Origin of the sequence: Pantoea sp. BR_17 (genome assembly GCF_041955125.1) — a bacterium.
Lineage (GTDB): Bacteria > Pseudomonadota > Gammaproteobacteria > Enterobacterales > Enterobacteriaceae > Pantoea > Pantoea stewartii.
The window spans coordinates 735,170-761,442 of the sequence record NZ_JAVAXT010000001.1 but is presented as its reverse complement, the minus strand read 5'-3'; the positions used below and the strand labels follow the sequence as shown (position 1 = coordinate 761,442).

The following is a 26,273-nucleotide window of genomic DNA, read 5'->3' as shown; positions in this document are numbered from 1 at the left end:
TTGGCATCCGAAAGTGTGCACCGAAAAAACGCGGGTCTATTATATGATGGCGCTACGTCATTTTACTGGCTTTATTTTAGCGAAAAAAAACCGCCGGCGCGGCGGTGAAGTGAAACAGTGAAATTCGGTTTGGGGAAACCTGTCGCTAAGTTAATTTCACAAAATATTTTTTCGCAAGCGTAAGCGGCAACCAAAAACTATTAGGAAGGGAGCAAAAAAAAGAATTTAAGAGTTTTCCTGGTGGCTGGCTGCCTGTTTCATATTCCGTTGGTATAAGAATCCTGTTTCCGATATTGCGCTTACACTTTGTTACCCCTTTTCCCTCAAATTCTCCTGCCGTCTCGCCTGATTTATCGACTGTGCACAACTAGTTTTAACAGGAAATAAAAATTACCTGGCCTTTATACAGGCAGAAAGCCGATGACCGCTTATCCCATCCGCGAAAAGAAAAAAGGTAAAATCATGGAAACATGCACCATTGTCTACAACGGGGAACGGCTGTCAGGTCAGGCAGGTTTGCCCCTGATTGATTTTCTCGAACTGCACGGCAAAAAACTGCCGCATGTCTGTTATCACCCCGCTCTGAAGCCACTGGAAACCTGTGATGTCTGTTGGGTAGAGCATGCGGGCAAACTGGTGCGGGGATGTACGCTAGAAACCGTGCACGACATGGTGGTCAGCAGCGTAGATCCGCAGGCGCAGGCGGCGCAGGAAGAGGGCATGGACCGCGTTTTGGCGCGCCATGAACTTTACTGTACGGTATGCGAACACAATACCGGCGACTGCACCTTACACAACGCGGTCAGCGATATGGCGATACCGATCCAGTATTATCCCTATGAACGTAAACCTGCGGAAAAAGACCATACCAACCCCTTTTATACTTACGATCCTGACCAGTGTATCCTCTGTGGTCGCTGTGTAGAGGCGTGCCAGAACGTCGAGGTAAACGAAACGCTGTCTATCGATTACACCGCCGACCATCCGTGCGTATTGTGGGACGGTGGCGAGCGCATAGCCGGATCAAGCTGTGTGAGCTGCGGCCATTGCGTTACCGTTTGCCCCTGCAATGCGCTGCTGGAAAAAACGATGCAGCCCAATGCCGGTCCCTTCACCAATATGCCGGAAACCGTGAAGCGTCCGCTGATTGACGTGGTTAAAAAACTGGAAAACAGCATCGGCGCGGGACCCGTTACCGGTGTTTCACTGATCGATATGGCGATGCGCCAGTCTGAAATTAAAAAAACGAAAACGGTCTGCACTTATTGTGGCGTAGGCTGCAGTTTTGAAATGTGGACGCGTGATCGCCACATCTTAAAAGTGCAGCCGGTTGCAGATGCACCCGCAAACGGCATTTCAACCTGTGTAAAAGGCAAGTTTGGCTGGGATTTTGTCAATGATCCGCACCGCCTGACTACCCCGCTTATCCGTGAGCAGGGGCGCTTTCGTCCCGCCAGCTGGGATGAAGCGCTGGCGGTTATCGTCCAGCGCCTGACGCAGATTCATCGACAGTCGGGCGGCAACAGCATCGGCTTTATCGGTTCCAGTAAAGCCAGTAATGAAGAAGCCTATCTGACACAAAAAATCGCCCGTTTAATCTTTGGCACCAACAATGTCGATAACTCCTCCCGTTATTGTCAAAACCCTGCCACCCAGGGATTGTTCCGGACCGTCGGGCATGGGGGCGACGCGGGAACCATCAAGGATATGCAGCAGGCGTCGCTGATCATTATCGTCGGCAGCAACATTGCAGAAAATCACCCGGTCATTGCCTCCCATATCAAACAGTCCCATAAACATCACGGGCAGCAGCTTCTCGTTGTGGATCCCCGTCGCCATGAAATGGCTGAGCGCGCGGATCTGTACCTGCGGATTAAGCCGGGTTATGACATGGTGTGGGCATCGGCGATGGCGCGTTACATGTTCGATCACGGCTATGCCGATGAGGCCTTTCTTGCCGAAAAGGTCAATAACGTCGCCGAGTTTCGGGCGTCGCTGGCACCTTTCACGCTCGACTATGCCAGTCAGTTAACCGGTCTGAGCGTGCAGGAACTGACGAACGCGGCAGAAATGATAGGCCAGGCCAAAAGCGCCTGTCTGTTGTGGGCGATGGGCATTACGCAGCACAGTCACGGTTCGGATACCAGCACCGCACTCTCGAATCTGCTGCTGGTGACCGGCAACTATGGTAAGCCAGGCACCGGCGGGTATCCCATGCGCGGCCACAATAATGTGCAGGGGGCCAGTGATTTTGGCTGCCTGAGTAATGTCTATCCCGGCTATGAAAGCGTCACGGATCCGGCCGTGCGGCAAAAATGGGCGGCGGCCTGGGGCGTCGATCCGGAAGCGCTTTCGGCGGAAGAGGGCGCAGATAATTACCGGATGATCGAGCAGGCGCATCAGGGCACGCTGAAAGCGATGTACATCATTGGTGAAGAAACGGCATTTGCGGATGCGCATTCCACAAAAGTCCATGAGGCGTTCAGTCGGCTCGATTTTATGGTGGTGCAGGATATCTTTATGAGCCGGACGGCAGAATTTGCGGATGTCGTGTTGCCTGCCTGCCCGAGCGTCGAAAAAGAGGGGACGTTTGTGAACACCGAACGGCGTATTCAGCGCTTTTACGAGGTGCTACCGCCCTTAGGCGACAGTCGTCCCGACTGGCGGATACTGACCGAACTCGCCAGCCGTCTGGGCCATCCCTGGTATTATCAGCATCCCGCCGACATTATGGCGGAAGCGGCGCGCATCGCCGGTATCTTTGCCGGCGTCAGCTATGACCGGCTGGCGGGCTGGCAGTCACAGCTCTGGCCTGTCAGCGCCGACGGCAGTAGCACGCCGTTGCTCTATACCGACGGTTTTCACTTCCCCGATGGCAAAGCGCGGCTCTATCCGTTGCAGTGGGAAGCGCCTGCCGAGGAGAGCGATGCCCATTATGATCTGCTGCTTAACAACGGCCGCATGCTGGAGCATTTTCAGGCCACCAACCAGACGGGGGCGGGGGGACGAATCACCTCGCTGTCGCCTCACTGGTACGTTGAAATCAGCCCCGCACTGGCGCAGGAGCGTCACTTGCAGGAAGGCGACTGGGTCAGACTGACGTCACGGCGCGGTGCGCTTGAGGTGCCGGTGATCATTACTGAACGCGTGGCAGGTAATATCCTTTTTATCCCGATACACCATGGTAAGCCGGGCGTAAACGGACTCACGGGGGATCATCACGATCCAGACGTGCAGACGCCAGCCTATAAAGAAATTGCCATTCGCCTGGAGAAGCTGGCGCGTCCTCCTCACGCTTCACCGCTGCCGTCGCACAATTTTCGCCATGGGCACCGCACGCCGCGCGATCATCTGCCCGTTGAGGATAAATGGCGTCAGCCAGGTTATACGCTGCCGCCTGAACACACCGCCCATCCGGAGAAGTTTTAATGGCTGAACCGCTAAAGTATGACGTGCCGCCCACGCGCACCGAGCCCACAGCAAACGAAGCCCTTGCCACGCTCCTGGAAAGCCTTCATCAACATGGCTTCCTGCGTCTGGCTACAGATATCGTCAATGCCAATACCCAGATTGCCGGAGTGCTGGTTGACGGCCTGAACCAGCCTGGAGCGCTTAATGCCATGCAGAATCTGTCCCTGGTCTTTAAGGCGCTGGCAACGATTCCCCCCGAAGAGTTCAATCCTGTGCTGTTGGGGATCGTTAATGCCGCAAAAGCGATGCGGGGGGCCGGACTGGCCGGGGAAGACAAAAGCGCACCCGGCATCCGCGGCATCATCCGATTACTGAAAGATGAAGAGTTATGGCGCGGGATTAAACCGGCTCTGGCAGGCGTCCGCGCGTTTGGACGTGAGATGAAACAGCCGTCTGAAAAACCGATCAGCCGGTATAGTGGGAAGCCTACCCAAAGTTGAGTATCGGGTAACGGTGGTTTTCCCGGGAGCCTGTTGTGCCGGTAATCCAGCCCGTCCGGGCTGGATTACCGGATCCGTTCAGGACGCTGGCAACAGGCGCAAAATGTGCCCGTTTAATAAAGATGATTCACTGACATCCGCTGTTTAAATAAGGGCACCGCACTGCGCCATTTTCTCACTTATTCTCCCTTCATGTTGCGGACAGGGTATTAACACACCATCAGCGGGCCAGATAAAAAAGTTCCGTGCCGCCTGACCAATCTGTTTTTATTCCCGGCAGGCCAGAACACATCTTTACGTGTCGGCCTGGTGCAAAAAAACGCCGTCTGTGACTGCCCGCTCTTATTGATCATATTAATGAGGATGAGGAAAGCCTGTTTTTGCGTCTGACGTTCCCGGATCGGATGGCCCGGCAAAATGCGAACGGCGGGCGTACAAAGCCTGACTAAGGCAGGGCAGAAGGTAGGCGCGTCAGTTTCTCAGGGGGCTGTTTCACCGGCTTTCAGGCTCAGAGACGTCCAAAACTGTGTCATGACTTTTTTACCGGTGACGGAATGTTTCAATTACCTTCACAATATATTTTTCGGATCATTGCAGTGCGCCTTGCACCGTGATCTCCTGCTTAATTTTGCCCTGATTGTCGACAGATCTGTTTATTTCCGTAGAAAGCCTCGCCTGAAACCCTTTATCGCCTGCTTATGTGAACCAGAATGTTTCTTACATAAACCATCACGACAGTAAAATAGTGCTGGCACACAATATGCTTTATTCCCACGCACAACATCTAATAATCAAAATCATACAGGGGCATATTATGGCGTCCACGGGACTTAAAAAGAAATTAGGATTGATCGATCTGTCGTTACTGGGCATCGGCTCCATGATCGGGTCGGGCTGGCTGTATGCCGCCCTTAACAGCTCCGGTTATGCAGGCAGCCATACCGGCTGGGCCTGGGTGCTGGGTGCGGTGATTGTGCTGATGATTGGCCTGGTTTACGCCGAGCTCTCCTCGGCGTTGCCGCGCGCAGGCGGTTTTGTGCGCTATCCCAACTATTCGCACGGCAATATCGTCGGCTTTGTCATTGGTGTCAGTTCTCTGCTGGCGTATACCAGCACCGCCGGAGTGGAAGTGGAGGCTGTTCGTCAGTACGCGATTTACTGGTGGCCTGCCCTGGGGCATACGGACGGCAGCCCAACGGGATTGGGGTTTGTGGTGCAGATTGGGCTGCTGGTGGTATTTTTCCTGCTTAACTACTGGAGCGTGAGTTTCTTTGGTCGTGTGAATACCATTGTTACCACCTTCAAATTTATCGTGCCGGTACTGACCATCATTACGCTCCTGCTTTACTTTCATGCGCCGAATCTTGACGTTCCGCCAGCACCGCCGGGCGGGGCGCATGGTGTTTTTAGCTCACTGACGGGGGCAGGGATTGTCTTTGCCTACCTTGGTTTTCGCCAGGCCGTGGATTTTGCGAGTGAAGCCAAAAACCCACAGCGCAACGTACCGCTGGCGATTGGTATTGCCATTGCTGTCAGCTTCGTGATTTACCTGGCCCTGCAGTATGCCTTTATGGGCGCGGTGCCGGCCGATTTACTGTCACAACATGGCTGGGCCGGGCTGAAGCAGGTGTTCCAGTCGCCCTATGCCGATTTAGCGCGCAGCCTGGGACTGACCTGGCTGATTAACCTGATTCTTATCGACGCCGTGATTTCTCCGGCCGGAACCGGCAACATCTATCTGGCGGGGGCTGCGCGCGTGCTGTTTGCCTGGGCGCGTAACGGTCATCTGTTTAAAGTGTTTGGTGAAGTGGATGCAAAATCGGGCGTACCACGCGGCGCATTGTGGTTATCGCTGCTGCTGGCCATCGCCTGGACGCTGCCTTCTGAGTTTCAGGTCTGGGGCGGATTAATCGGTGCGGTCACCTCGGCCACCGTCTTTACCTATATGCCGGGCCCGATCACGCTGGGCGCATTTCGTCGTCACCTGCCGGACATGCAGCGCCCGTTTCGCCTGCCGATAGCCGGGCTGCTCAGTCCGCTGGCGTTTGTAGCCAGTACGCTCCTGATTTACTGGAGCGGCTGGTCGGTCAATGAGATTCTTATCCCGATCCTGATTATTGCCTGGGTCGCTTACGCCGTCTTTGGTAAGAAGAACAGCGAATTCAGTCAGGATCTGCGTTGCGCCTGGTGGCTGCTGGCTTACTACATTGTGGTGATGGTGATTTCCATGCTCGGTACCTACGGCGGGAGCGGCGTGATTAGCACGCCATTCGACATGATTCTTATCATTGTCGCATCCCTGGTCTGCTACTTTTGGGGCGTAAGCGCCAGCCTGGCGAAACCTAATATTACCAATGAGGAGGAGGAGTCGGTATCCTTCGGCAAACACGCGTCCTAGCGTTTATCGTCTGCGCCTGTGCCCGGCACAGGTGCAGTTTCTCATGACGGCGCTCCGTTGTGACATTCACTTTTTTGACCGCCCAATCCCGCCCACATCAGGCATTGTGCCGTTCTTCTTGCTCCTGCTGAGTGTGAAAAATCCTTTTTTTTGAGCCCATATATTAAAAGAAACAGAAAGCGGACAGGCAGCCCATAAAACTGATGCACGGACGTGCATCAGTTATCGACATTAGTCCTCATTGCCCCATTGATTCAGAAAGGTGGCGATCTCGTCAATACGCGCCGCATCAATGCCTGCCTCGGCGGCCATCTCCTGCTGCGCGTCTTCGCTGATCGCTTCGTTATTCATCAGCCGGGTAATCAGTAACTGGAAGTAGTGCGCCAGCGCATCATGTTCTGACTCGCTGACCGGCGTTGCTGTTTCTGCCGCGTATTCTTCAGCAATGTCATAATACTTGAGTGGAACATCAGGGGTCATATCAGGTCCTCAGGGAAAGTGCTTACTGCTTTCAGGCGGCGATCATAGCAGGGTTGCGTGGGTTTTTCTGCCCTGCGGGCTGTCGTTACCGCGGGGCAGGTTCTGTTTCAACGGTGAGTGAACACAGCGGCAAGCGCGCCAATATCCCTGACGATCACATCGGGTTCAGGCGCCAACGGGAAAGGCGTTTGTCCCGGCCGCGCGATAAAGGCGGTTTTCATCCCCGCGCGCTTCGCACCGCCGACATCCCAGCCGTGCGCGGCTACCATCATGCATGATGTGGCTGGCTGTTTCATTTCATCCATTGCCCAGCGATAAACGCGCAAATCCGGCTTATAGACCTGTAATGACTCGACGCTGAGCACCCGGCTGAAAAAAGAGCTTAGCCCCGCCTGACTGAGTTGTTTTTCAGCCAGTGCCTGTGACGAGTTCGTCAACGCCACCAGCGTCAGGCCGTGCGATTTTAATGCGGATAAACCCTCAGCAACGTCAGGAAAAGCCGGCATGGCCGATAAGGCGTCAGCCAGCGAAGTAGCGTCAGGTAAAGGCGTGATCCCATAGCGTTCGGCGGTCATCTGCAGCACGGCTTCTGCGATATCACCAAAGCTGTGCCAGCTGCCTGTGACGGATTCCACCAGCGAGTAATGCAGCAGCGAAGTGAACCAGGCTTCTGCGCGTTCGGGTTTATTGCCCAGGCGACGCACCACACAGGCTTTTAACGGCGCGGTATCCAGGAGGGTTTCATTGACATCAAAAAAAAGCGTGTGGGTATCTTTACGGGTGACAGTCGTGTCTGTCATTTGACCTCCGTTAACCGTTGAGTATAAACAGACGGTACAGTAACGCCCATCTGGTCAGGCTTAAGCGTAGAAGGCCCATCTGAAACACTCAACTGCGGGAAAGCGTGGCGCGTCTGGCCACGCCTCCAGTGGCTGGGACAAACAGCCCCAGCCCTGTTTCTCAGTGACCGTTCATCAGTCTTTCGACCTCGTCAGGTTTGTCATGCACGCCGAAGCGGTCAACCAAAGTTTGCGTTGCCGCATTCATTCCCCGCAGCCCGACCTCCGTGCCTTCCCGCCGGAACTTGATCACGATGCGGTCCAGCGCGCTCACTGACGTGATGTCCCAGAAATGTGCATGGGTGACATCAATAATGACGCGTTCCACCTCCTCGCTGACGTCAAAATGGCGGGTGAAGCGATCGGACGAGGCAAAAAAGACCTGGCCCGTCACGGTATAAATACGTGTGTTACCTTGCCGCTCAGAGGACACCGCCATAAAGCGCGCCACTTTAGTGGCAAAGTTCAGCGAGGCAATCAGTACGCCGATCAGCACACCCAGCGCCAGGTTGTGAGTGGCGACCACAACGACGACGGTGGCCAGCATCACCACGCTGGTGGACATGGGATGGGTGCGCAGGTTGGCAATCGACTGCCAGGAGAAGGTTCCTACAGATACCATAATCATCACGGCGACCAGGGCTGCCATCGGGATCTGAGACACCCACTGGCGCAGAAAGACCACCATCAGCAGTAACACCACGCCCGCCGTCAGGGTGGACAACCGTCCCCGGCCGCCTGACTTCACGTTAATCACCGACTGACCAATCATGGCGCAGCCCGCCATACCGCCAATAAAGGCGGTACAGATGTTGGCGATCCCTTGCGCTTTGCACTCGCGGTTTTTATCGCTGCCTGTATCGGTCATGTCATCCACGATGGTGGCGGTCATCATCGACTCCAGCAATCCCACCACAGCCAGGCCTGCGGCGTAAGGCAGGATGATCAGCAGGGTGTGCAGATTCAGCGGAATGTCCGGGATCAGAAACACGGGCAGGCTGTCGGGCAGCCTGCCCATATCGCCGACGGTGCGCACATCCAGATGGAGCCATACAGAGATTGCAGTCAGAACAATAATGCAGACCAGGGGGGAAGGGATGGCTTTGGTGATCCGGGGGAAAAGATAAATGATGCCGAGCCCGGCAGCGGTCAGGGCATAAACCTGCCAGCTCACATGAGTCAGTTCCGGCAACTGGGCCATAAATATCAGGATAGCCAGCGCGTTGACGAAGCCGGTCACCACCGAGCGGGAGACGTAGCGCATCAGACTGCCTAACCTGAGATAGCCTGCCAGCAACTGCAGAAGGCCGGTCAGCACGGAGGTCGCCAGCAGATACTGCAAGCCGTGCTCTTTAACCAGCGTGACCATCAGCAGCGCCATCGCGCCGGTGGCCGACGAAATCATCGCCGGTCGGCCACCGAGAAAGGCCATAACGAAGGGAATACAGAACGCGGAGTAGAGTCCGACCTGGGGATCTACGCCAGCGATAATCGAAAAGGCGATCGCTTCTGGAATAAGGGCGAGCGCGACCACAATACCGGCAAGGACGTCACCCCGGACGTTACCCAGCCAGTCCTTACGCGTCGAGGACAGCAACATATTGATTTCTCAGTTTTTTAGATGAAAGTAAGCCCATGCGGGCAAAATTTAGTGATGCAAAAGCACATCCGCAGTCGGGATGTTATTGCGTGCGCGATCGGTTAAGCCGGTGCGCCAGGGAAGGGGGGAAAACTCAGGGTGGCGTAAGACGCATGATTGTAATTCTCCTTTACGGCCATAAGGGGCTTTCAGGAAGGACATTCCTGCCCGGACGCGATATCCGGGGCAGACGGCGATGCCTGTCAGGTGACGAAATGGTGCTTTCCTGAGCAGAACAGCGACTCACTATAAACAAAACGACACGCAGGTCAACATTAAATCGTCCTGCGTATTTCTGACAGGCTGCAAAGTCAACCCGAAAGTGAGTGTCAGGGGAACACAGTGAGGAAAGGGGGCGGCCGTACTCGAAAAGAAAGCGCCACGCGTCGTCAGCCGGCTGTATCCGCGTGTTTGACGCGATCGTTTCGTTTACAGAACGTGTTTTGACCGCACGAGGAGCAAAAGACAACACCGTGGTTATGCGCAACATGCCGTGAAGTGTCGTCCCTGATAGTATCTCCGGCCGGTACGCGCTCGCGCGAGACCGATGAGGTTATCTCGTATCGTCGTCTTCCGGCCGGGGCCGGACTACGTCCATTGGCGTTATTTCTTTTCTTCGTTCAGGCCTGCAAGTGTCTGCAGGTAGGGCACTGGCTGCTTTACGAGACCGGGCGTTAAAAATGCTCTTAGCCATGTTCTGGCTTTCAGGATTTTACTCAGGCGATCGTCGCTGCAATTGTCTGTTGCCATGCGTCTCAGTTCATTCATCAGAGAAGTAATGTTTATTTCCCTGTCAGCCAGCGCCAGGTGCAATGCTGCTTCGCCAATAATGACGTGGCCTTTCTCGTCGTCTTGAAGTAACACGGTCAATCCTCCATAAGTACGATTTATGACAACCTCACCACTGACTGTAGTCGTCCCCGCAGATAATGCCTGCTTAAAATATTCAGCACTTACCCTGTTCTGTCCTGATGCGCTCAGAAACAGGTACGCGTAACCCAAGCCGGGTCTGTTATTCGTGCGTTAAAGGGAACATAATGGCACTGTGACCGGAAGGGAGAAAATCTTTTTCATTTAAAGTTATTACCGTTAGCGTAATCTCTTCGGGTGTTCAGTTTCATTTGCACTGTCTTAACCTGAAAGCGCAAGAAAGAGCCGAGGTTGGGTGGTGGGGTGAAAAGTGATAAACTGTATGTTTATACACCTGCCGGGAGGACGATTGAAAAACAATGAGCACGATATTTCACAAGAGGTGCTTGCTCTGGTAGGCAGAACCGTCAGCCAGCTCCTGAGACGGGAGGGCACTGTCATGCCTGAAGACCTGACGAGGGCCTTGCAGACGATGAGTGAACATAGCGTAGAGGCAAAAACGCGCGCGGACTGCGGTGAACTCATTATCCGGCTTATGAAAAAGATGCATTAATATCCGCTTCACGTCAGGCATCTTCTTATCTGCGTCGCAGTCGGGCCTGTCGCCGTAAGCTACGTGCGCAGAATATCGGGCCTTACTCTCTCTGGTGTCGTTCCGGTCACGGTAATACGAAACGTTTTGTCTTCCAGAAAGCCTTGCCTGGCAGGGATAGCGCTTCGACGCTGTTTTCACCCCCAAACAGACAGCCTGCTTGTGTCGTTAATCGTAAATGACTTGCTTTGACAGACGTGTATAACGCTGAGACACGATCAGTTCCGTGAGGTTTCATCGGCATCTTGTGACAGATGGGCGGCATGGTCATCGTCCCTGTCATCAGGAGAGCGACGAGCGGCCATATCGGCTTTAATTTCACTGATGGCCATGCTTACTGCGCGGCTTTTCTCTTCGCTGTCAGAAGAACGCATGATGGCATCAAGATTTTCCAGCACGCTCTTGAATGTGACGCTGCCCTGCTCCTCAAGGGATGCCAGGGCAGCCTCTCCAATGAGTGTGTCACGGAGTTTTTCATCTTTACTGTATGTCATTATTACTCTCTGAATAAGTTTTGCCTGCCCGGCTGTCGTGTATATCAGCCACTGTGCCGCAAAGTCCCTTTCAGAAGGTTCCAGCCAGTATCAGAACAGAAGGCGCAACAGTTCCTGCAGGTGTTCTTCTTCCTGAGGAGAAGAAACATGGCTCATACGTTCAATGAGCGACTTGCAAAGCGCTTTGCGGTTCAGCGTACGACCTGCTCTGAGTATTTCAACCACGACAACGCCCAACGTTTCCTGCTGAGAGGGCAGTGATGCGCGGCTGAAGAAGGATGAAACATCTTTACTTACGCCAGTTACGGGCAGTCTGTGTTGCATAGGTTTCTCCATTGTACAGTTATTATGCTGAGTGTATAGATCTAAGTTATACAACAAATCAGTCATTGTACAGGTTTATTTTGGATTCTGATTTTTAGAGGTCAAATCATCAGGTTTCAAAGTAACTGATCGCCCAATGACGTTGGGAGAAACGGACAGGATGAGCCAGACAGCCGCTCTGATGGGACAGGCAACAAACGCCTGTAAACACGGGGGCCGGGCCTTTTTCATCTTAACGCGACATCGTTCCGCTTTACACCGCTGGTTTAATGACAGGCGTATTTCTCTGTTATGCTTTGGCCACGTCTTTTTAAATACCCTGGCCAGTGTTATCCCTGGCTAAGCGCGAAGAGGGTGTGCCATAGAATGGGTGGGCCGGGCCACATCCTGTTGCCAGCGCCTTTGCCGCCGATCAAAAGTCGGCTTGCCGGGTCCCTGTGTTGTGATGTACGGCGCGCCAGTCCTGGCGATAAAAGTTTTTCTCTGAGGATTACACTATGACGGTCTTTTATCAACTCAGTGCGACCCGTTTACATGGCGAGCGCATTACGATGGCCGACTATGCAGGCAAGGTGGTGTTGGTGGTGAATACCGCCAGTCATTGTGGCTTCACGCCCCAATATGCAGGCCTGGAAGCGCTTTACAAAAAGTATGCCGATCAGGGGCTGCTGGTACTGGGCTTTCCCTGCAACCAGTTCGGCAGGCAGGAACCCGGTAATGCCGACGATATCGCACAGACCTGCCATATCAACTATGGCGTGAGCTTCCCGATGTTCGAGAAAGTCGAGGTCAACGGCGCCGCAGCGCACCCGGTGTTTCGTTTCCTGAAACAGGCATTGCCTGGTGTGTTGGGTGGGCGGATTAAGTGGAATTTCACTAAGTTTCTGATCGCGCGTGATGGTAAACCGCTCAGACGATTTGCCCCCATCACTTCTCCTGAAAAAATGGAAGCCGCGATTGTTGCCGCGCTGGAAAGCACAGCGGCTGTGATTTGAAGCGTTGCTCTGAGTGCCAGCAAAGGACAGCGACCCGGTCAGGTTGTCTGCCGTGCCGCAACCGGCGCCAGGGGGCTGACTGGCGCAGCGTTTGCCTGTCACCTCAGTAGCGCACCCGGCTGCTGCTCAGACGCAACGCGGGCGCGGCTGCCATAACCGGGCCCGGAAGGACCGGCATGCCGCCCAGCACAGACAGAAATGCCTCTGCCCAGTGATGGCTGTCATGCAGATGTAACCCCTTCATCAGGCGCGCGTGCAGGTGTCGCCGTTCACGCAGCGGCATCAGCAGAGCACTGTGAATGGCATCGGCCATGGCATCCGGATCGTAGGGATTGACGATAAGCGCGCCGTCCATCTGCTCCGCCGCGCCCGCAAACTGTGACAGGATCAACACACCCGGGTTTTCCGGATCCTGCAGGGCCACATACATCTTCGCCATCAGACTCATGCCTGACATCAGGGGCGTGACCAGCGCGACGCGTGAGGCACGATAAATACCCGCCTGCTCCTCACGGCTGTAGGCATGCGTCAGGCAATTCACGGGATACCAGTTCATCATGCCATGCACGCCATTACATTCTCCGCACAGAGTTTCTAACGTGTGCGTGACAGCCGCTGCCCGGTCCGCGTAGCCCGCAGCAGGCGGGGCCAGTTGCAGCAGGGTAATATTTTTTTGATAGACGGCATGTTTGCGCAGTAACACTTCTACCGCGCTGATGCGGTAAGGCAGTCCGGCGCTTTCATCAAGATGACCGCCGCTCAGAACGGTGTTTTCCGGTAAGCTTTCACGACACTGCATTTCCATAAACGCACAGCTGTTGCTGTCACGCAGGCAGCGCACATCATCCAGATCGATCCCGACAGGAAAGACGCCGAGCTTTACAATCCGCCCCTGCACGCGAACGCTGTCTACGCTCAGGCGCTCGGTGCGGAATTCGCTTTCCAGCCAGACGATAAAGTTGTTCAGGTCCTGAACGGTCTGAAAGCCGAGCAGATCACAGCACAGCAGCGACTGCGTGAGCCAGCGCCAGTCAGGAATCGCCTCAAACATCGTGCCTGAGGGAAAGGGCTGGTGCAGGAAGAAGCCCACAGGAGTAGTCAGTCCGGCCTCACGAAGGTAATGGGCGCAGCCCAGCAGATGGTAATCCTGTATCCAGATGGTGTCATCGGGCATAGCGTTATCACAGATGACCCGCGCATAGGCTTCGTTAATCTTTTTGTATTCCCGAGAGCCGTCAGCAGAAAAGCGGGCCAAATCCGGACGCTGGTGGAAAACCGGCCACAATCCCTGATGAACATAATGGTGATAACCCTCTTTCACTTCGGCGGAAGACAGAGGAAAGGTCAGCGTTTCATAAGGGCCTTTCTGCTGAATGCTCAGCGGTCTTGGTGTATCAGAAGGCAGCACCGTCGTCTCACCATCCCAGCTTATCCAGAGTCCGCCGTGGCGGGAAAGCAGGCCTTCATAAATTGCAGACAGCGTGGAACGTTGTGAATGATTATGTGATACCAGGATAAAAGCTGACATGGTGTTTTCCTTATGGGCGGGCAGGGCATCAGTTGCCGTGCCCGGCGTCCAGCCGTTATCGGGTTGAGGTCGGATGAAAAACTGCAGCAGGCCACACATGGCAAAGCGTCCTGTCCGCTTAATGGTGGTGGGCGCGGTCAGCGCTCAATGAGTCGCTCAGGCCGTAAGGCGCAACCGCCCTGAGATAAAGACCCGGCAGCGAGGCATGGCAAATGAATCCGTTGCGTTCAAGAAAGTCCTGGGCGCTGTCGCTCAGCGCAATAATGCGATGACAGCCACTGGCGCCAGGGTGGGTCAGACAGCAGTGGAGCAGCCAGGATCCCAGCCCGATATAGCGATACTCTGGCGAGATAAACAGGTCCTGTATAACCCAGGTTTCGGCCATATCGGTAACGACCCGCGCAAAACCGATCTGCCGGGTATGACGATAGAGGCCAAAGCAAAGACTGCTGTTCAACGCCAGCGTCAGCAGACGTGCATCGGGAATAGCCGAACCCAGCCACTGGGCAATCAGCCGCGGATTGAGCATGGCCGGATCGGTGTTGACCTCCATCGTCTCTCTGAACCATTTACGGGGAGAAAGCAGGCGCAGCCGCTGCTGCTCGGCAAGATCCGCAATCACGGCATCACCACAAACCGGCAGGAAAGAGGCCGCATTCACACATTTCATCAACGGTTTCCTTTTACATGGACGCCTTAGCGCCCGGTGCCGTTGATTTAAGCGCCCGGCGTGTAAAAGTGGCGTAAAAAAGAGCGGGTGCGGTGTAAAAAGGGTGCAAAGGAAAGGGCGAAGACATGGGGCGCCTGTGCCAGTGAAGATGTTCCCGTGGCGCAAAGATTACGTGCCGTCGTATCCCCAACCTGATATATCCCTGTCCTCTCTCCTGAAAAGGGCGGCATGCATATGCTGAGGACGGGACAGAGAAGCAATGTTATGTGCAGGCGACTCGCCTTCGTCTCTGCCTGAGCTGTAGCGCAGGTCGCGTTTCAGGTGACCGGTTCTGACGATTTAACAGGGTATAAAGCGGCTATCTTCTGCTTTATGCGCCAATCCGCCATTGTTTCGCAGCGTTCATCATCGAGGCTGCATCCGTTCAGACTGCGCTGATAAAGGGCAGTGAGGGATTTCCCGACCGGCGGGGTGATGCTGATTTTTGCCGCAAAAAAGCCGAAACAGCCACCATCAGCCCGGTCGTTCCGCCGTGAGGATAACGGTAACGCTTAGGTGAAGGGCGCGGTGAAGGCAGTCTGGCAGAGTCATCATGACAACGGGAGATAACCGCACACATTACATATTTACAAATTTAAATGTGTAAATATAATGCCGACCCTGTTTCTTTTAAGGATGTTAATTATGTCGTCTCTTTTCACGCCCCTGACGCTGGGTGATCTCACGTTGCGTAACCGCATTGCGCTTCCGCCCCTGACCCGTTGCCGTAGCGAGCAGCCGGGCAACATTCCCGGCACGATGATGGTGGAGTACTATCATCGTGCCAGCGCGGGCTTCATGATCACCGAAGGTACGCAAATTGAACCGCGCGGGCAGGGCTATGCCTGGACGCCTGGCATTCACAGCGACGCACAAATTGCGGGATGGCGAAACGTCACCGACGCTGTGCATGCAGAAGGCGGAACGCTCTTTTGCCAGCTCTGGCACGTGGGCCGCGTATCGCACAATGCGTTGCAGCCCGGTAAACAGCCGCCTGTTGCTCCTTCCGCCGTTGCCGCCAGCGGCGTACGGGTCTTTATTGAAACCGGACCTGGTGCCGGTATGCTGACGGAACCAAGCATGCCGCGCGAACTGACCACATCGGAAGTCAAAGCGATTGTGGCGATGTACCGCACGGCAGCAGAGAACGCGAAAAAAGCCGGTTTTGACGGTGTCGAGCTGCATGCCGCCAACGGTTATCTGATCAATCAGTTTATTTCTGAACACACCAATTTCCGTACCGATGAACATGGCGGCTCCCTTGATAACCGCCTGCGCTTTCTGCGTGAAGTCACCGAAGCGGTGAGTGCGGTATTTGGCAGTCACCGTGTCGGCGTACGTTTCGCGCCATTGTTCTCAAGCACAGAGGAAGAACGCGTTTATCTGGGGCTGGTTGAACGCGATCCGCATGCTACCTACATTCGTGCTGCGCAGATGCTAAACGAGCTCGAAACTGGCTATCTGTCTATCGCCGAAGCGGACTGGGACAACAGTCCGGAGATGCCCGAAAGCTTCCGTATTGCGCTGCGTGAAACCTTCCGTTCCCCCATCATGTATTCCGGACGTTATACCAGGGAAAAGGCCGAACGTATGCTGGAAAAGGGATGGGGCGATCTGTTTGGCTTCGGGCGCACGTTTATCGCTAACCCGGATTTACCGGCGCGTTTCAAAATGGGCTACCCGCTGAACAACGCGAATCCTGCCTCACTGTATGGTGGAAGTGAGAAAGGCTATACTGACTACCCTTTCTATTCTGTTTGAGGTTCTGAGACGGCATGACACCTGAAAATGCCATTAAATTACTGGCTAACCCAACACGGGTTGCGGTGCTCAAATGGCTTAAACGCCCTGACGAAGCCTTTGCTGACTATTCTCAGCTGTATCCCTTCGATCAGTACGGTGTCTGTGCAAGTCTTATTCAGGACAAAGCGGGCCTCTCACAGCCCGCCACCTCGTTATGTCTGAAAGCGCTGCATGATGCCGGCCTGCTTGAGGCAAGCAAGGTCGGTAAATGGACATACTATCGCCGGCGTGAAGAGGCGGTTCATGAGATGAATACGTCAATTATCCAGGCCCTGCAGGATCTGTAGGCGGCTTGTCAACGACAGTCATACGGACGTCCGGTAACGCTGCGTTGTGGCACATCAGGACATGCATGAAAATCAGCGCCAGGCTCACGCATTTCGCTGGCGAGGAAGAGAGGGCGCATGAGCGCCACTCTCTTTTACCGTTGCGACGTTTAGGGCAGCCTGAATAAGTCACGATACAAAGCGCCATCCCTTCGTAACACGCGCCGGAATTTGTCGCAGATACCACAGCCTGTGAACCTGCGCCAGGCGGATGTGATTGTCCCTGTACCTTCCTGATGAAGCCTGGAACGCCGGCGTTACCTGAATGTTCAGACGCTAAACGACCCAACAATCTGTCGTAATGTTTGGGCCTGTTCAGACAGCGAACGGGAGGCCATTGACGATTCCTGGACCAGCGCCGCGTTATTCTGTGTGACGCCGTCCATCTGATTCACTGCCACGCTGACTTCTGAAATTCCCTGCAGCTGTTCAGAAGAGGCCCGGGCAATCGAGTCCATCCCTTCAGCCAGGTCGCTGACCATACTCATGACCTTCAGGACGCTCTGCCCGGTTAGCGCGGCAATTTCTACGCCGCTATCAACGTGTGCGACGGCCTGTTCAATCAGACGCTTGATGTCTTTCGCGGCTGTGGCACTACGCTGGGCAAGTGTCCGCACCTCACCAGCCACGACGGCGAATCCGCGACCATCTTCACCTGCACGCGCGGCTTCCACGGCGGCATTCAACGCCAGGATGTTGGTCTGAAAAGCGATGCTTTCAATCACGGACGTAATATCACGGACCTTGACTGCGCTCTCATGGATGTTGTGCATGGTATCGGTCATGTGGCTGACCTTGGACTTGTCGGCGTTAACGGTCTCTGCTGTTGCCCGGGCAGATTCAGCGGTCTGCTGCGCACCGGCTGTGTTGCTCTTCACCGTGCTGGTGAGCTGCTCCATGCTGGCGGCGGTCTGCTGCAGCGCGGCAGCCTGCTGCTCGGTTCGTGATGAGAGTTCTGTATTTCCCCGGTCGATTTCATCGGCCGCCAGCGCAACGGACGCGGAGGCGTCTTTAATCTGCAACACGATCCCGCGCAGTCTGGCTTGCATCGCGTCGAGAGACGCCATGAGGCTGCGGTCATCATTTTTTCGCAGTTGAACCGTTGAGGTCAGATTCCCTTGTGAAATAGCGTAAGCGAGCCGTTGCGCTGTAACCGGCTCACCGCCGAGTTCACGCATAATCTTGCGAATCAGGTAACTTCCCGTCAGCAAGCCCAAAATGACCGCAATGCCCAGCAGAACCAACAAAATAATATAGGCCTGCTCCGTTGTCTTACTGTTCTGACTGACGGCATTATCAGAGCGCTGAGTGAGCACTTCGCCCATTGAGGTGAGTCCGTCAATCAGGGGGTTCTGGGCTGGTCTGACGGTATCAAGAAGAAATTTCACTGTTGCTGCGTTATTTTTCCCCAATGCCAGAGGAACAGTATTACTGAAGGAGTCCAGGGCATTTTTTTGACTCTTTTCTATTGCCTCAAACGCTTTTTTTTCCTCGTTACTGCCCGACTGGTCAATCATCTGGCCCAGTTGAGAACTGCTGTCAACAAACCGGGCTTTTAATTTTTCAAGACGAGCGGATTGCTCTTCAAGACCTTTTTCATCTGTAAATAAGGACAGATTCCTTACCGTGATTGCCATATCACGCTGAATAAGTGTCAGGTCTGTGATTAATTTTGTTTTCTTCATATCACCCTGAACAATGGCTTCAAGGGTGTTTTTAGACTGGTATAAAGAATAAATGGCTACCACTATGCACAGGGAGAAAAAAATGATTAACGTGCCAAAACCCAAACCGAGCCGTGTTGCGATCTTCATAAATCTATCCTGATAAAGGGAGAGGGGGACGGTGATCTTTCGGCACAGACAGACCAACCTTTATCGAAACCAGGACAATTAAATGTAAGAAAACACGTCATGGTAATTTCTGGAAAAATTAAATTTTGTCAATGAGTTAAGACGCATTATTCATAGGTTTTTCTTATATCCCTCCCGTCATCAAACCATCGGTAAATCGCAGTAAAAAAGTCATGTCTTCCCCTCTGTCGTACGGCGTGACGGGTTTCAGAATGACTTAACAGAAGGACAGGTCACTGCGCTGGCCAGGAAGGCGTCCGGGCGGAAAGGGCGCGTCGGTTCTGTGCGCATCTTAACCGCGGGCGGGCATCCCAATGAAAATGCAGAGAACCAGCCTGTCGCAACCGTCGCCCTGTCCAGCACTGACCCATCAATAACAATAATCGCAGTAATCGTTGAAGCAATTGCCTCCTGTGTCGATAACGCATGCTCAGCTCAATGTTGGGGCTGAGCCTGAAGCGTCAAAGCTGATTACTACTCAGTCATTTGTGTGCTTTTTTACGACACCAGTACGTGCATTCCTTTTAATTACAGTGGAAACAACAATATGTCTGTCATCAAGACAATGACCAGAAGCTTAACCGGTTCACGTTTTGCGGGGGGATCTCAGCCCGCCAACGGGATCTTTAACTGTGAAAGCTTACCCACTTCGCTCTCTGCAGCAGGCCTCAGCAGTCGTGCTGCGGGTATTTTGCTGACGTTTGTGCCGCCAGAGGCCGATTTTCATAAGGTCAGTCAGGCATGGCAACGCTTTACATCAACAGATTTGACAGTCATTACGCTCTCCTCTAACGGAGCGCTCAGCGCCAGCGGCAAGCAAACAACGTACTGCAAAGGCGACGGGCAGGAAGGCAGCTGGCTCTGGTTACCCCGTAACCTGATTGCAGAGCATGAAACACATGTGGTCGATCTGCACCTGCACGATACCCACACGGCGACGGACCGCATTCGTGCCATTCAGGATGAGCTGGCTGCGTTGAGGCTGAGCATGCCGCTCTCTGCTGATCGTACCTTTGCCATGATTTACTGTGACGGGCTGTCTGCATCGGAAGGGTTTTTAATGCAGGCCTGGTATAATACGGGCCGCTTTCCCTGCCTGGCAATCGGCGGATCCGCCGGTGGACGCGTCACCTTTGACGGGACATGGATTGGCGCTGGCGGGCGTGTACTGCAGGGGAAAGCCGTTATTGTTTTCTGCAAAATGGCGGCGGGTAAGTCCTTTTCACCCTTTAAGAGTCAGAACTTCGAGCCACTGAACAAGAGCTGGCTGATTGCCGAGGCGGATCCGGTTAAGCGTACCCTGACTTCCGTGTTCAACCCACAGGGGCAGCAACAGCCCTTCACCCAGGCACTGGCTGAACATCTGGGCTGCAATGAACAGCAGCTGACGGAGCGTCTGAAAGGTTTAACGTTTGCGGTGAAGGTAGGTGACGCGTATTTCATTCGTTCTGTAGCGAAGATGGACAGCCACAGTGTGCAGTTTTTTTGCGATCTGGAGTTTGGCGATCGGCTTTACTTAATGCGTGAAACCGATTTTAAGCAGGCTACGCTGCGGGACTGGCAGGCCTTTACGCAACGTCATGGCAAACCGGCGGCGGTCCTGATGAATGACTGCATACTGCGCCGACAGGGCAATCCCGATAAGCTGCACGATGCGCATTTCTTTAAAGGCATCCCGGCTGCCGGGTTCTCCAGCTTTGGTGAAATTCTGGGCGTACCGATCAATCAGACCTTGTCTGCACTGGTATTCTTCAATCATAACGTAAACGCCATGGCGCAATTTCCGGTGGAATATGCCAGCTATGCCGCGCACTATGTGCAGCGCGCGTTACGTCGCTGGGAAGCGCTAAACCGCGTCCAGTCGGGCGTGCTGGCTCGCGTGGTGAACTATCAGCAGGAGTTGGCACCTATCGTTCAGGCGCTGCCGGTGCTTGAGGCGGCAACCCAGAGCCAGAGCGAAGCGTTGTCGATGGCCGAAAGCAGCATTCGCGCTATCAGCACTCTTGCCAAAGAAAGCCAGCAGGCACAAGGGCGCCTGGGGGACGGGCTGGACGATCTGGAAGCGATATCTAACGGCATCAACGTTATTACGCACGGCATCAGCAATATCGCTTTCCAGACCAATATTCTGGCGCTCAATGCCGCTGTCGAGGCTGCACGCGCGGGGGAAGCTGGTAGAGGATTTGCCGTTGTGGCAGGGGAAGTTCGCCGTCTGGCGCAATCCTCGAAAGAGCAGGCTGAAGCGACCGCAAGCAACATTAATGATGCGGTCGACACGATCTCGCGTATCCGCGATGTCGCGACAAACACGGTACAAACCGCGACGGACATGGCAGACCGCAGTATCCAGGCTGCCGATGCGATTGCCGCCATGAGCGATCGAAGCCGCCATGAACGGGCAGGGATGGCGAAACAGCTGGATAATCTGCGCACCTTAACGGCAGGTATGGATGCGATGCAGGAAGCGGTCGCCGAGCTGAAAGTGCTGCAGACACTTTCCTCGTCACGGTAAGTCACTGCTGGCGCCGCGACCAGGAAGGCCCTGCGCCAGTCTCTGTTAAGCAGGGATAACAACTAAGGTAATGGCAAAGTGAACCCGGGCTTTCTTGTTGTTATTTATCACACCTCGTCAGATTGCTTATTTGCCGCCTTATTTTCAAGACGGAAAATTCAGCCTACGTTGCGTTTGATCCTCAATGTCTTAGTGGCTTTTTTCAAACCTGTTCTGTGAAGCTTTAAAACAAAAAAGCCACGCATTCGCGTGGCTTTCACAACCTTATTCATTCACGTGCAGTTCACTTCACCGTGAGGATTAGACGTTAAACAAGAAATTCATCACATCGCCATCTTTAACGATGTACTCTTTGCCTTCTGAACGCATCTTGCCCGCTTCTTTCGCGCCTTGCTCACCCTTATAGGTAATAAAGTCTTCAAACGCGATCGTTTGTGCGCGAATGAAGCCTTTCTCGAAGTCGGTATGGATTTTACCGGCGGCCTGTGGGGCGGTGGCGCCAACAGGGATAGTCCATGCGCGTACTTCTTTGACGCCGGCGGTGAAATAGGTCTGCAGATTCAGCAGTGCGTAACCGGCACGAATCACGCGGTTCAGGCCTGGCTCTTCGATGCCCAGCTCGGCCATAAACTCGTCACGATCTTCGTCTTCCAGTTCGGCGATGTCAGATTCGACAGAGGCGCAGACTGGCACAACGACAGAACCTTCTTTGGCGGCGATTTCGCGCACTTTATCCAGGTACGGGTTGTTTTCAAAGCCATCTTCGTTGACATTGGCGATGTACATCGTGGGCTTGAGCGTCAGGAAGCTCAGATAGCGCAGAGCGGCTTTGTCCTCATCGGTCAGATCCAGCGCGCGCAGCATGCCCGCGTTTTCCAGATGAGGCAGACATTTCTCCAGCGCCGCCTGTTCCGCTTTCGCGTCTTTATCGCCGCCTTTGGCTTTTTTCTGCACGCGCTGCAGTGCACGTTCACAGGTGTCCAGATCCGCCAGCGCCAGCTCGGTGTTGATGGTTTCGATATCATCAGCCGGATCGACTTTATTATTCACGTGGATAATATTGTCGTTTTCAAAGCAGCGAACCACGTGGCCGATCGCTTCGGTTTCACGGATATTGGTCAGGAACTGGTTGCCCAGGCCTTCACCTTTTGATGCACCTTTTACCAGACCGGCGATATCGACGAATTCCATGGTAGTCGGAACCACGCGCTGTGGCTTGACGATCTCGGACAGCTGATCCAGACGCAGGTCAGGCATAGGTACAACGCCCGTGTTGGGTTCAATGGTGCAGAAGGGGAAGTTCGCCGCTTCAATACCCGCTTTTGTCAGCGCGTTAAACAGAGTGGATTTACCGACATTTGGCAGGCCCACGATACCGCATTTGAATCCCATGGTTTAATACCCTTTATAGCTGGATGGGCAACGCCTGAACGCAGGCGCCGCCGGAAACGTAAGATAATTTTCGCGCATTATACACAGATTCGCGACAATCGGGGCGATTAGACAGGCTTAAAGGCATGCAGGCGGTTCATTGCCTTAATGCGATCTTCCTTCAACCACAGTTCGGTGCAGCGCGCTGCTTCATCAATGGCGTCATCGATCAGCTTTTGCTCGCTGGCGGGCGGTTTGCCTAACACAAATCCGGTCACTTTGTTGCGGTCACCGGGATGGCCGATACCGATGCGCAGACGATGAAAGTTATTATTATTGCCCAGCTTGCTGATGATGTCTTTCAGGCCGTTATGACCGCCGTGACCGCCGCCTTGTTTGAATTTCGCAATGCCCGGTGGCAGATCGAGTTCATCGTGCGCCACTAAAATTTCTTCGGGCGCAATACGGTAGAAGGTCGCCATCGCCGCGACCGCTTTGCCGCTGAGGTTCATAAAGGTGGTGGGCACCAGCAGTCGGACATCTTCGCCCGCCAGCGCCAGTCGCGCCGTATAACCGAAAAATTTGGCTTCTTCTTTTAACGACTGATTGTGCCGCTCAGCCAGCAAATCCAGATACCACGCACCCGCGTTATGGCGCGTGGCGGCATATTCCGCACCGGGATTCGCCAGGCCGACAATCAGTTTAATGCTGCTCACAAGGAATATCCTGCTGTTATCACCAAAGGGCAGTAGTTTACTGTGCCAGGCTGCGGATCACAAAGTGTGAGCCACGAATTATTAGTGTCGGTGATTAATTGTTTTCCATCTAAATCAATAAGCTGTAATTATGCTTTGGTCACACTTATCCTGCTCTGAGTGTGACGAAGTGCACAAATTAGCCTGCTATCATTGCCTAAACTACTGACAGGTTAACATTGTGTGCGCTCATCGGTCCGCACCGTCAGGAGGTGAAAGATGAAACGTCATCACTCACGTATGGCAGGAAATGCCTTAATGGCACTGGGCTTAGTGACCATGGTACTCGGCGTTGGTTTTTCGATTATCAACCAACTTCCCTCTTTAAATCTGCCGCAGATACTGGCGCAGGGCGCGATGTTTGGGATTTTCTTTGGCGCACTGTTATGGCTGGCCGGTGCCTGCATTAGCGGTCGTGAGAAAGTCGAAGATCGCTATTACTGGGAGCGGCATTATGGCGATAAACGCTGCCGCCGCAGCCATCACTCGTCATAATCACGTTCCCGGCAACGTCAGGCAGGATTGGGTTCGGTTTCTGCCTTTGGCTTTTGCCTGATAGAGCGCTTTGTCAGCCAGCGCCATCAGTTCGCCAAAATCAATGTGGCGATTGTCGGCGGTAGAGAAGCCAATGCTGACGGAATAGGGAATCTGCCCCGGTCGGGAAAGGTGGATCGCCTGGCGCACCTGCTCGCACCAGACGTTAGCCTGTGCTGACATCATCGGCAGAAGGGCGGCAAATTCTTCGCCGCCCAGTCGCGCAAAGCGCGCCCCTTCAGGCAGCATGCCGGACACACGGTGACTGAAATCAATCAGAACCTGGTCGCCCTGATGATGCCCGTAGCGGTCATTAATGCCTTTAAAATGGTCCAGATCGAATAACACCACCGTCAGCGCTTTATTCTGCTTCTGACAGGCTTTAATCATCACCTCGGCCCCGGTAAACAGCGCACGACGGTTCCAGATATTGGTCAGAGGATCGTGCAGTGAAGCCGCTTTCAGCGCATTGCGCGTCCGCTCATTGACCATCGCCAGAATCGTCACGGTAAACCCAATGACAAACAGCATGGATTCCATAATCACATAGACGGAGAAATTCGATCCGCTTATCGCGCCCTGAACGCCGACCGGGCGGGAACTATCCAGAAATATGCGAGCCACATGGAATATCAGGTGAATCCAGAGCAGGAGCTGGGCAGGCCAGAACGTTGCATCCATATTGCGCCGCGCCAGCCAGAGAAAATAGATAAGCGCTCCGGTATACCCGATGCAGAGCAGGCAGAGCACCAGTACGCGCAGCGATAAGCTGTAATAAAATCCCGGAATCAGGCAGAGCAGTGACCAGATCAGCGCCCCGACCAGACCACTCATCCCCGGCTGCTTACCGCAAAAGGTGCGAAACGCGCTGAACAATCCCCCGTAAGCCAGCATAAGCAACACGTTGCTCATGGCCACCGGTAAAAACTGATAGCCCTGGCTGCGCAGGCTACTGAGAATAAAGGCGACCAGCGTCAGTAAAATGGCCACGCAAACATAGCCCAGCGTGCGATCGTAATGCGAACCGACCCAGGCAAATGCCAGGATCAGACTCATAAACCCCAGTACGTAGAGTTCGCAAATAAATAACGTATAGACGTCGAGGTTCATAGTGGAAAACGATCGCAATAAAAAGTGCGGGCAAAGTACCACTCAACGCAGAATGGCAAAAGAGCAGATAAGATAATTTCAGCGAAAGAGTTTTTCGTAGTAAGCGTGACAATAACGGCGGTGACTCATAACGAAAATTTCTGTGAATCAAGCAGCTTTGTCGGAAGGGGAGAGGTACAGACAAAAGAAAAGGCCGGACAGCGTGTCCGGCCTGCGAAGATTAGTGTTCGAACATTGCCGAAATGGACTCTTCGTTACTGATGCGGCGAATGGCTTCTGCCAGCATGCCTGACAGCGTCAGGGTACGGACGTTTGGCAGCGACTTCATCTCTTCGGATAACGGAATGGTGTCACACACGATAACCTGATCGATGACAGATTTACGTAAGTTTTCCACCGCGTTACCGGAGAAGATAGGGTGCGTCGCGTACGCGAAGACGCGCTTGGCACCGCGCTCTTTCAGCGCTTCCGCGGCTTTGCACAGTGTGCCGCCGGTGTCGATCATGTCATCGACCAGCACACAGTCACGGCCCGCTACGTCACCAATGATATGCATGACCTGAGAAACGTTCGCACGCGGGCGACGTTTGTCAATGATGGCCATATCGGTGTCGTTCAGCAGTTTCGCAATAGCACGGGCACGAACCACGCCGCCAATGTCAGGCGAAACAACAATCGGGTTTTCCAGGCCAATCTGTAACATATCCTCCAGCAGAATGGGACTGCCGAAGACGTTATCAACCGGGACGTCGAAGAAGCCCTGGATCTGCTCAGCGTGCAGGTCAACCGTTAAAACACGGTCAACGCCGACGCTGGAAAGAAAGTCAGCCACGACTTTGGCGGTAATAGGCACACGCGCAGAACGCACGCGGCGGTCCTGACGGGCATAACCAAAGTAGGGGATAACAGCGGTAATACGACCAGCTGAAGCACGACGCAGCGCGTCGACCATCACGACCAGTTCCATCAAATTATCATTGGTGGGAGCACAGGTGGACTGGATGATGAAAATATCACCACCGCGTACATTTTCATTAATTTGTACGCTTACTTCGCCATCACTGAAACGACCGACAGCGGCGTCGCCCAGGCTGGTGTAAAGGCGGTTGGCAATACGTTGTGCTAGTTCCGGGGTGGCGTTACCAGCAAAAAGCTTCATATCAGGCACGAGAAGAACCTCAGGCTTTGCGTCCAGAGAATGAACGTCATGACAGTAACCGGCGAATACTG

21 protein-coding genes are annotated in these 26,273 nt (G+C 54.1%); 8 read left to right on the top strand and 13 right to left on the bottom strand.

The genetic code is table 11. The features are described 5' to 3' along the window. Window positions 1-462: 462 nt before the first annotated feature. The 3 genes from fdhF to RAC60_RS03455 all read left to right on the top strand — a co-directional run bounded on the left by fdhF (window position 463) and on the right by RAC60_RS03455 (window position 6,309). Window positions 463-3,429, top strand: a complete 2,967-nt coding sequence (fdhF, locus tag RAC60_RS03465) for a formate dehydrogenase subunit alpha (protein WP_375092638.1) — start codon at window positions 463-465, stop codon at window positions 3,427-3,429. Continuing rightward, window positions 3,429-3,911: a DUF1641 domain-containing protein gene (locus RAC60_RS03460; RefSeq protein ID WP_039340755.1), complete on the top strand. Its 483-nt coding sequence runs from the start codon at window positions 3,429-3,431 to the stop codon at window positions 3,909-3,911. The genes fdhF and RAC60_RS03460 overlap by 1 nt, the downstream gene beginning before the upstream one ends. Before the next feature lie 814 nt (window positions 3,912-4,725). After that, window positions 4,726-6,309, top strand: a complete 1,584-nt coding sequence (locus tag RAC60_RS03455; protein ID WP_375092636.1) for an APC family permease — start codon at window positions 4,726-4,728, stop codon at window positions 6,307-6,309. 231 nt (window positions 6,310-6,540) lie between these two features. Here the strand turns inward: RAC60_RS03455 and RAC60_RS03450 are convergent, their stop codons facing one another. The 6 genes from RAC60_RS03450 to ycgZ form a co-directional block, all read right to left on the bottom strand. Continuing rightward, window positions 6,541-6,789, bottom strand: coding sequence for a DUF2543 family protein (locus tag RAC60_RS03450; RefSeq protein ID WP_006119678.1), 249 nt, complete (start codon window positions 6,787-6,789; stop codon window positions 6,541-6,543). A 107-nt stretch (window positions 6,790-6,896) separates the two neighbouring features. Further along, window positions 6,897-7,589 (bottom strand): haloacid dehalogenase type II, encoded by a 693-nt coding sequence (locus RAC60_RS03445; protein WP_039340748.1) that lies wholly within the window; start codon window positions 7,587-7,589, stop codon window positions 6,897-6,899. 160 nt (window positions 7,590-7,749) lie between these two features. Further along, window positions 7,750-9,228, bottom strand: a complete 1,479-nt coding sequence (locus RAC60_RS03440; protein WP_058708732.1) for a SulP family inorganic anion transporter — start codon at window positions 9,226-9,228, stop codon at window positions 7,750-7,752. A gap of 642 nt (window positions 9,229-9,870) precedes the next feature. Then, window positions 9,871-10,131, bottom strand: a complete 261-nt coding sequence (locus tag RAC60_RS03435; protein WP_058708731.1) for a hypothetical protein — start codon at window positions 10,129-10,131, stop codon at window positions 9,871-9,873. A gap of 816 nt (window positions 10,132-10,947) precedes the next feature. Beyond that, window positions 10,948-11,223, bottom strand: a complete 276-nt coding sequence (locus tag RAC60_RS03430; protein ID WP_033741039.1) for a hypothetical protein — start codon at window positions 11,221-11,223, stop codon at window positions 10,948-10,950. A 90-nt stretch (window positions 11,224-11,313) separates the two neighbouring features. Then, window positions 11,314-11,547, bottom strand: a complete 234-nt coding sequence (ycgZ, locus tag RAC60_RS03425) for a regulatory protein YcgZ (RefSeq protein WP_006119672.1) — start codon at window positions 11,545-11,547, stop codon at window positions 11,314-11,316. A gap of 497 nt (window positions 11,548-12,044) precedes the next feature. Here ycgZ and RAC60_RS03420 point away from each other — a divergent pair, with 497 nt between their 5' ends. Next, window positions 12,045-12,542 carry a glutathione peroxidase gene (locus RAC60_RS03420; RefSeq protein ID WP_375092632.1) on the top strand — a complete coding sequence of 166 codons (498 nt, stop codon included), beginning with the start codon at window positions 12,045-12,047 and terminating at the stop codon, window positions 12,540-12,542. A gap of 103 nt (window positions 12,543-12,645) precedes the next feature. Here RAC60_RS03420 and RAC60_RS03415 read toward each other — a convergent pair whose 3' ends face one another. Continuing rightward, a complete protein-coding gene (locus RAC60_RS03415; RefSeq protein WP_375092631.1) occupies window positions 12,646-14,070 on the bottom strand; it encodes a trehalose-6-phosphate synthase in 1,425 nt (474 codons plus the stop codon). Window positions 14,071-14,188: 118 nt separating this feature from the next. After that, window positions 14,189-14,740 (bottom strand): GNAT family N-acetyltransferase, encoded by a 552-nt coding sequence (locus RAC60_RS03410; RefSeq protein WP_058708728.1) that lies wholly within the window; start codon window positions 14,738-14,740, stop codon window positions 14,189-14,191. A gap of 684 nt (window positions 14,741-15,424) precedes the next feature. Between RAC60_RS03410 and RAC60_RS03405 the strand changes: the two genes are divergently transcribed. Together RAC60_RS03405 and RAC60_RS03400 are read left to right on the top strand one after the other, a co-directional pair. After that, window positions 15,425-16,540, top strand: a complete 1,116-nt coding sequence (locus RAC60_RS03405) for an alkene reductase (protein WP_375092630.1) — start codon at window positions 15,425-15,427, stop codon at window positions 16,538-16,540. Between the two features lie 14 nt (window positions 16,541-16,554). Beyond that, entirely contained in the window at window positions 16,555-16,869 is a 315-nt protein-coding gene (locus tag RAC60_RS03400; protein ID WP_006119667.1) for a helix-turn-helix transcriptional regulator, read from the top strand. Between the two features lie 308 nt (window positions 16,870-17,177). Here the strand turns inward: RAC60_RS03400 and RAC60_RS03395 are convergent, their stop codons facing one another. After that, the gene (locus RAC60_RS03395; RefSeq protein ID WP_375092628.1) at window positions 17,178-18,722 is read right to left on the bottom strand and encodes a methyl-accepting chemotaxis protein; all 1,545 of its coding nucleotides are present in this window, start codon (window positions 18,720-18,722) and stop codon (window positions 17,178-17,180) included. 586 nt (window positions 18,723-19,308) lie between these two features. On the opposite strand from RAC60_RS03395, the gene RAC60_RS03390 reads away from it, so the two are divergent. After that, entirely contained in the window at window positions 19,309-21,273 is a 1,965-nt protein-coding gene (locus RAC60_RS03390) for a methyl-accepting chemotaxis protein (RefSeq protein WP_375092626.1), read from the top strand. A 300-nt stretch (window positions 21,274-21,573) separates the two neighbouring features. Here RAC60_RS03390 and ychF read toward each other — a convergent pair whose 3' ends face one another. After that, window positions 21,574-22,665 carry a redox-regulated ATPase YchF gene (ychF, locus tag RAC60_RS03385; RefSeq protein WP_033741049.1) on the bottom strand — a complete coding sequence of 364 codons (1,092 nt, stop codon included), beginning with the start codon at window positions 22,663-22,665 and terminating at the stop codon, window positions 21,574-21,576. 107 nt (window positions 22,666-22,772) lie between these two features. Then, complete coding sequence (pth, locus tag RAC60_RS03380) at window positions 22,773-23,360, bottom strand: aminoacyl-tRNA hydrolase (protein WP_033741051.1); 588 nt, start codon at window positions 23,358-23,360, stop codon at window positions 22,773-22,775. Between the two features lie 258 nt (window positions 23,361-23,618). On the opposite strand from pth, the gene ychH reads away from it, so the two are divergent. Then, window positions 23,619-23,894, top strand: coding sequence for a stress-induced protein YchH (gene ychH, locus RAC60_RS03375; RefSeq protein WP_033741052.1), 276 nt, complete (start codon window positions 23,619-23,621; stop codon window positions 23,892-23,894). Here the strand turns inward: ychH and RAC60_RS03370 are convergent, their stop codons facing one another. Together RAC60_RS03370 and prs are read right to left on the bottom strand one after the other, a co-directional pair. After that, entirely contained in the window at window positions 23,895-25,043 is a 1,149-nt protein-coding gene (locus RAC60_RS03370) for a GGDEF domain-containing protein (protein ID WP_375092624.1), read from the bottom strand. 220 nt (window positions 25,044-25,263) lie between these two features. Beyond that, entirely contained in the window at window positions 25,264-26,211 is a 948-nt protein-coding gene (prs, locus tag RAC60_RS03365; protein ID WP_006118899.1) for a ribose-phosphate diphosphokinase, read from the bottom strand. Window positions 26,212-26,273: the final 62 nt, after the last annotated feature.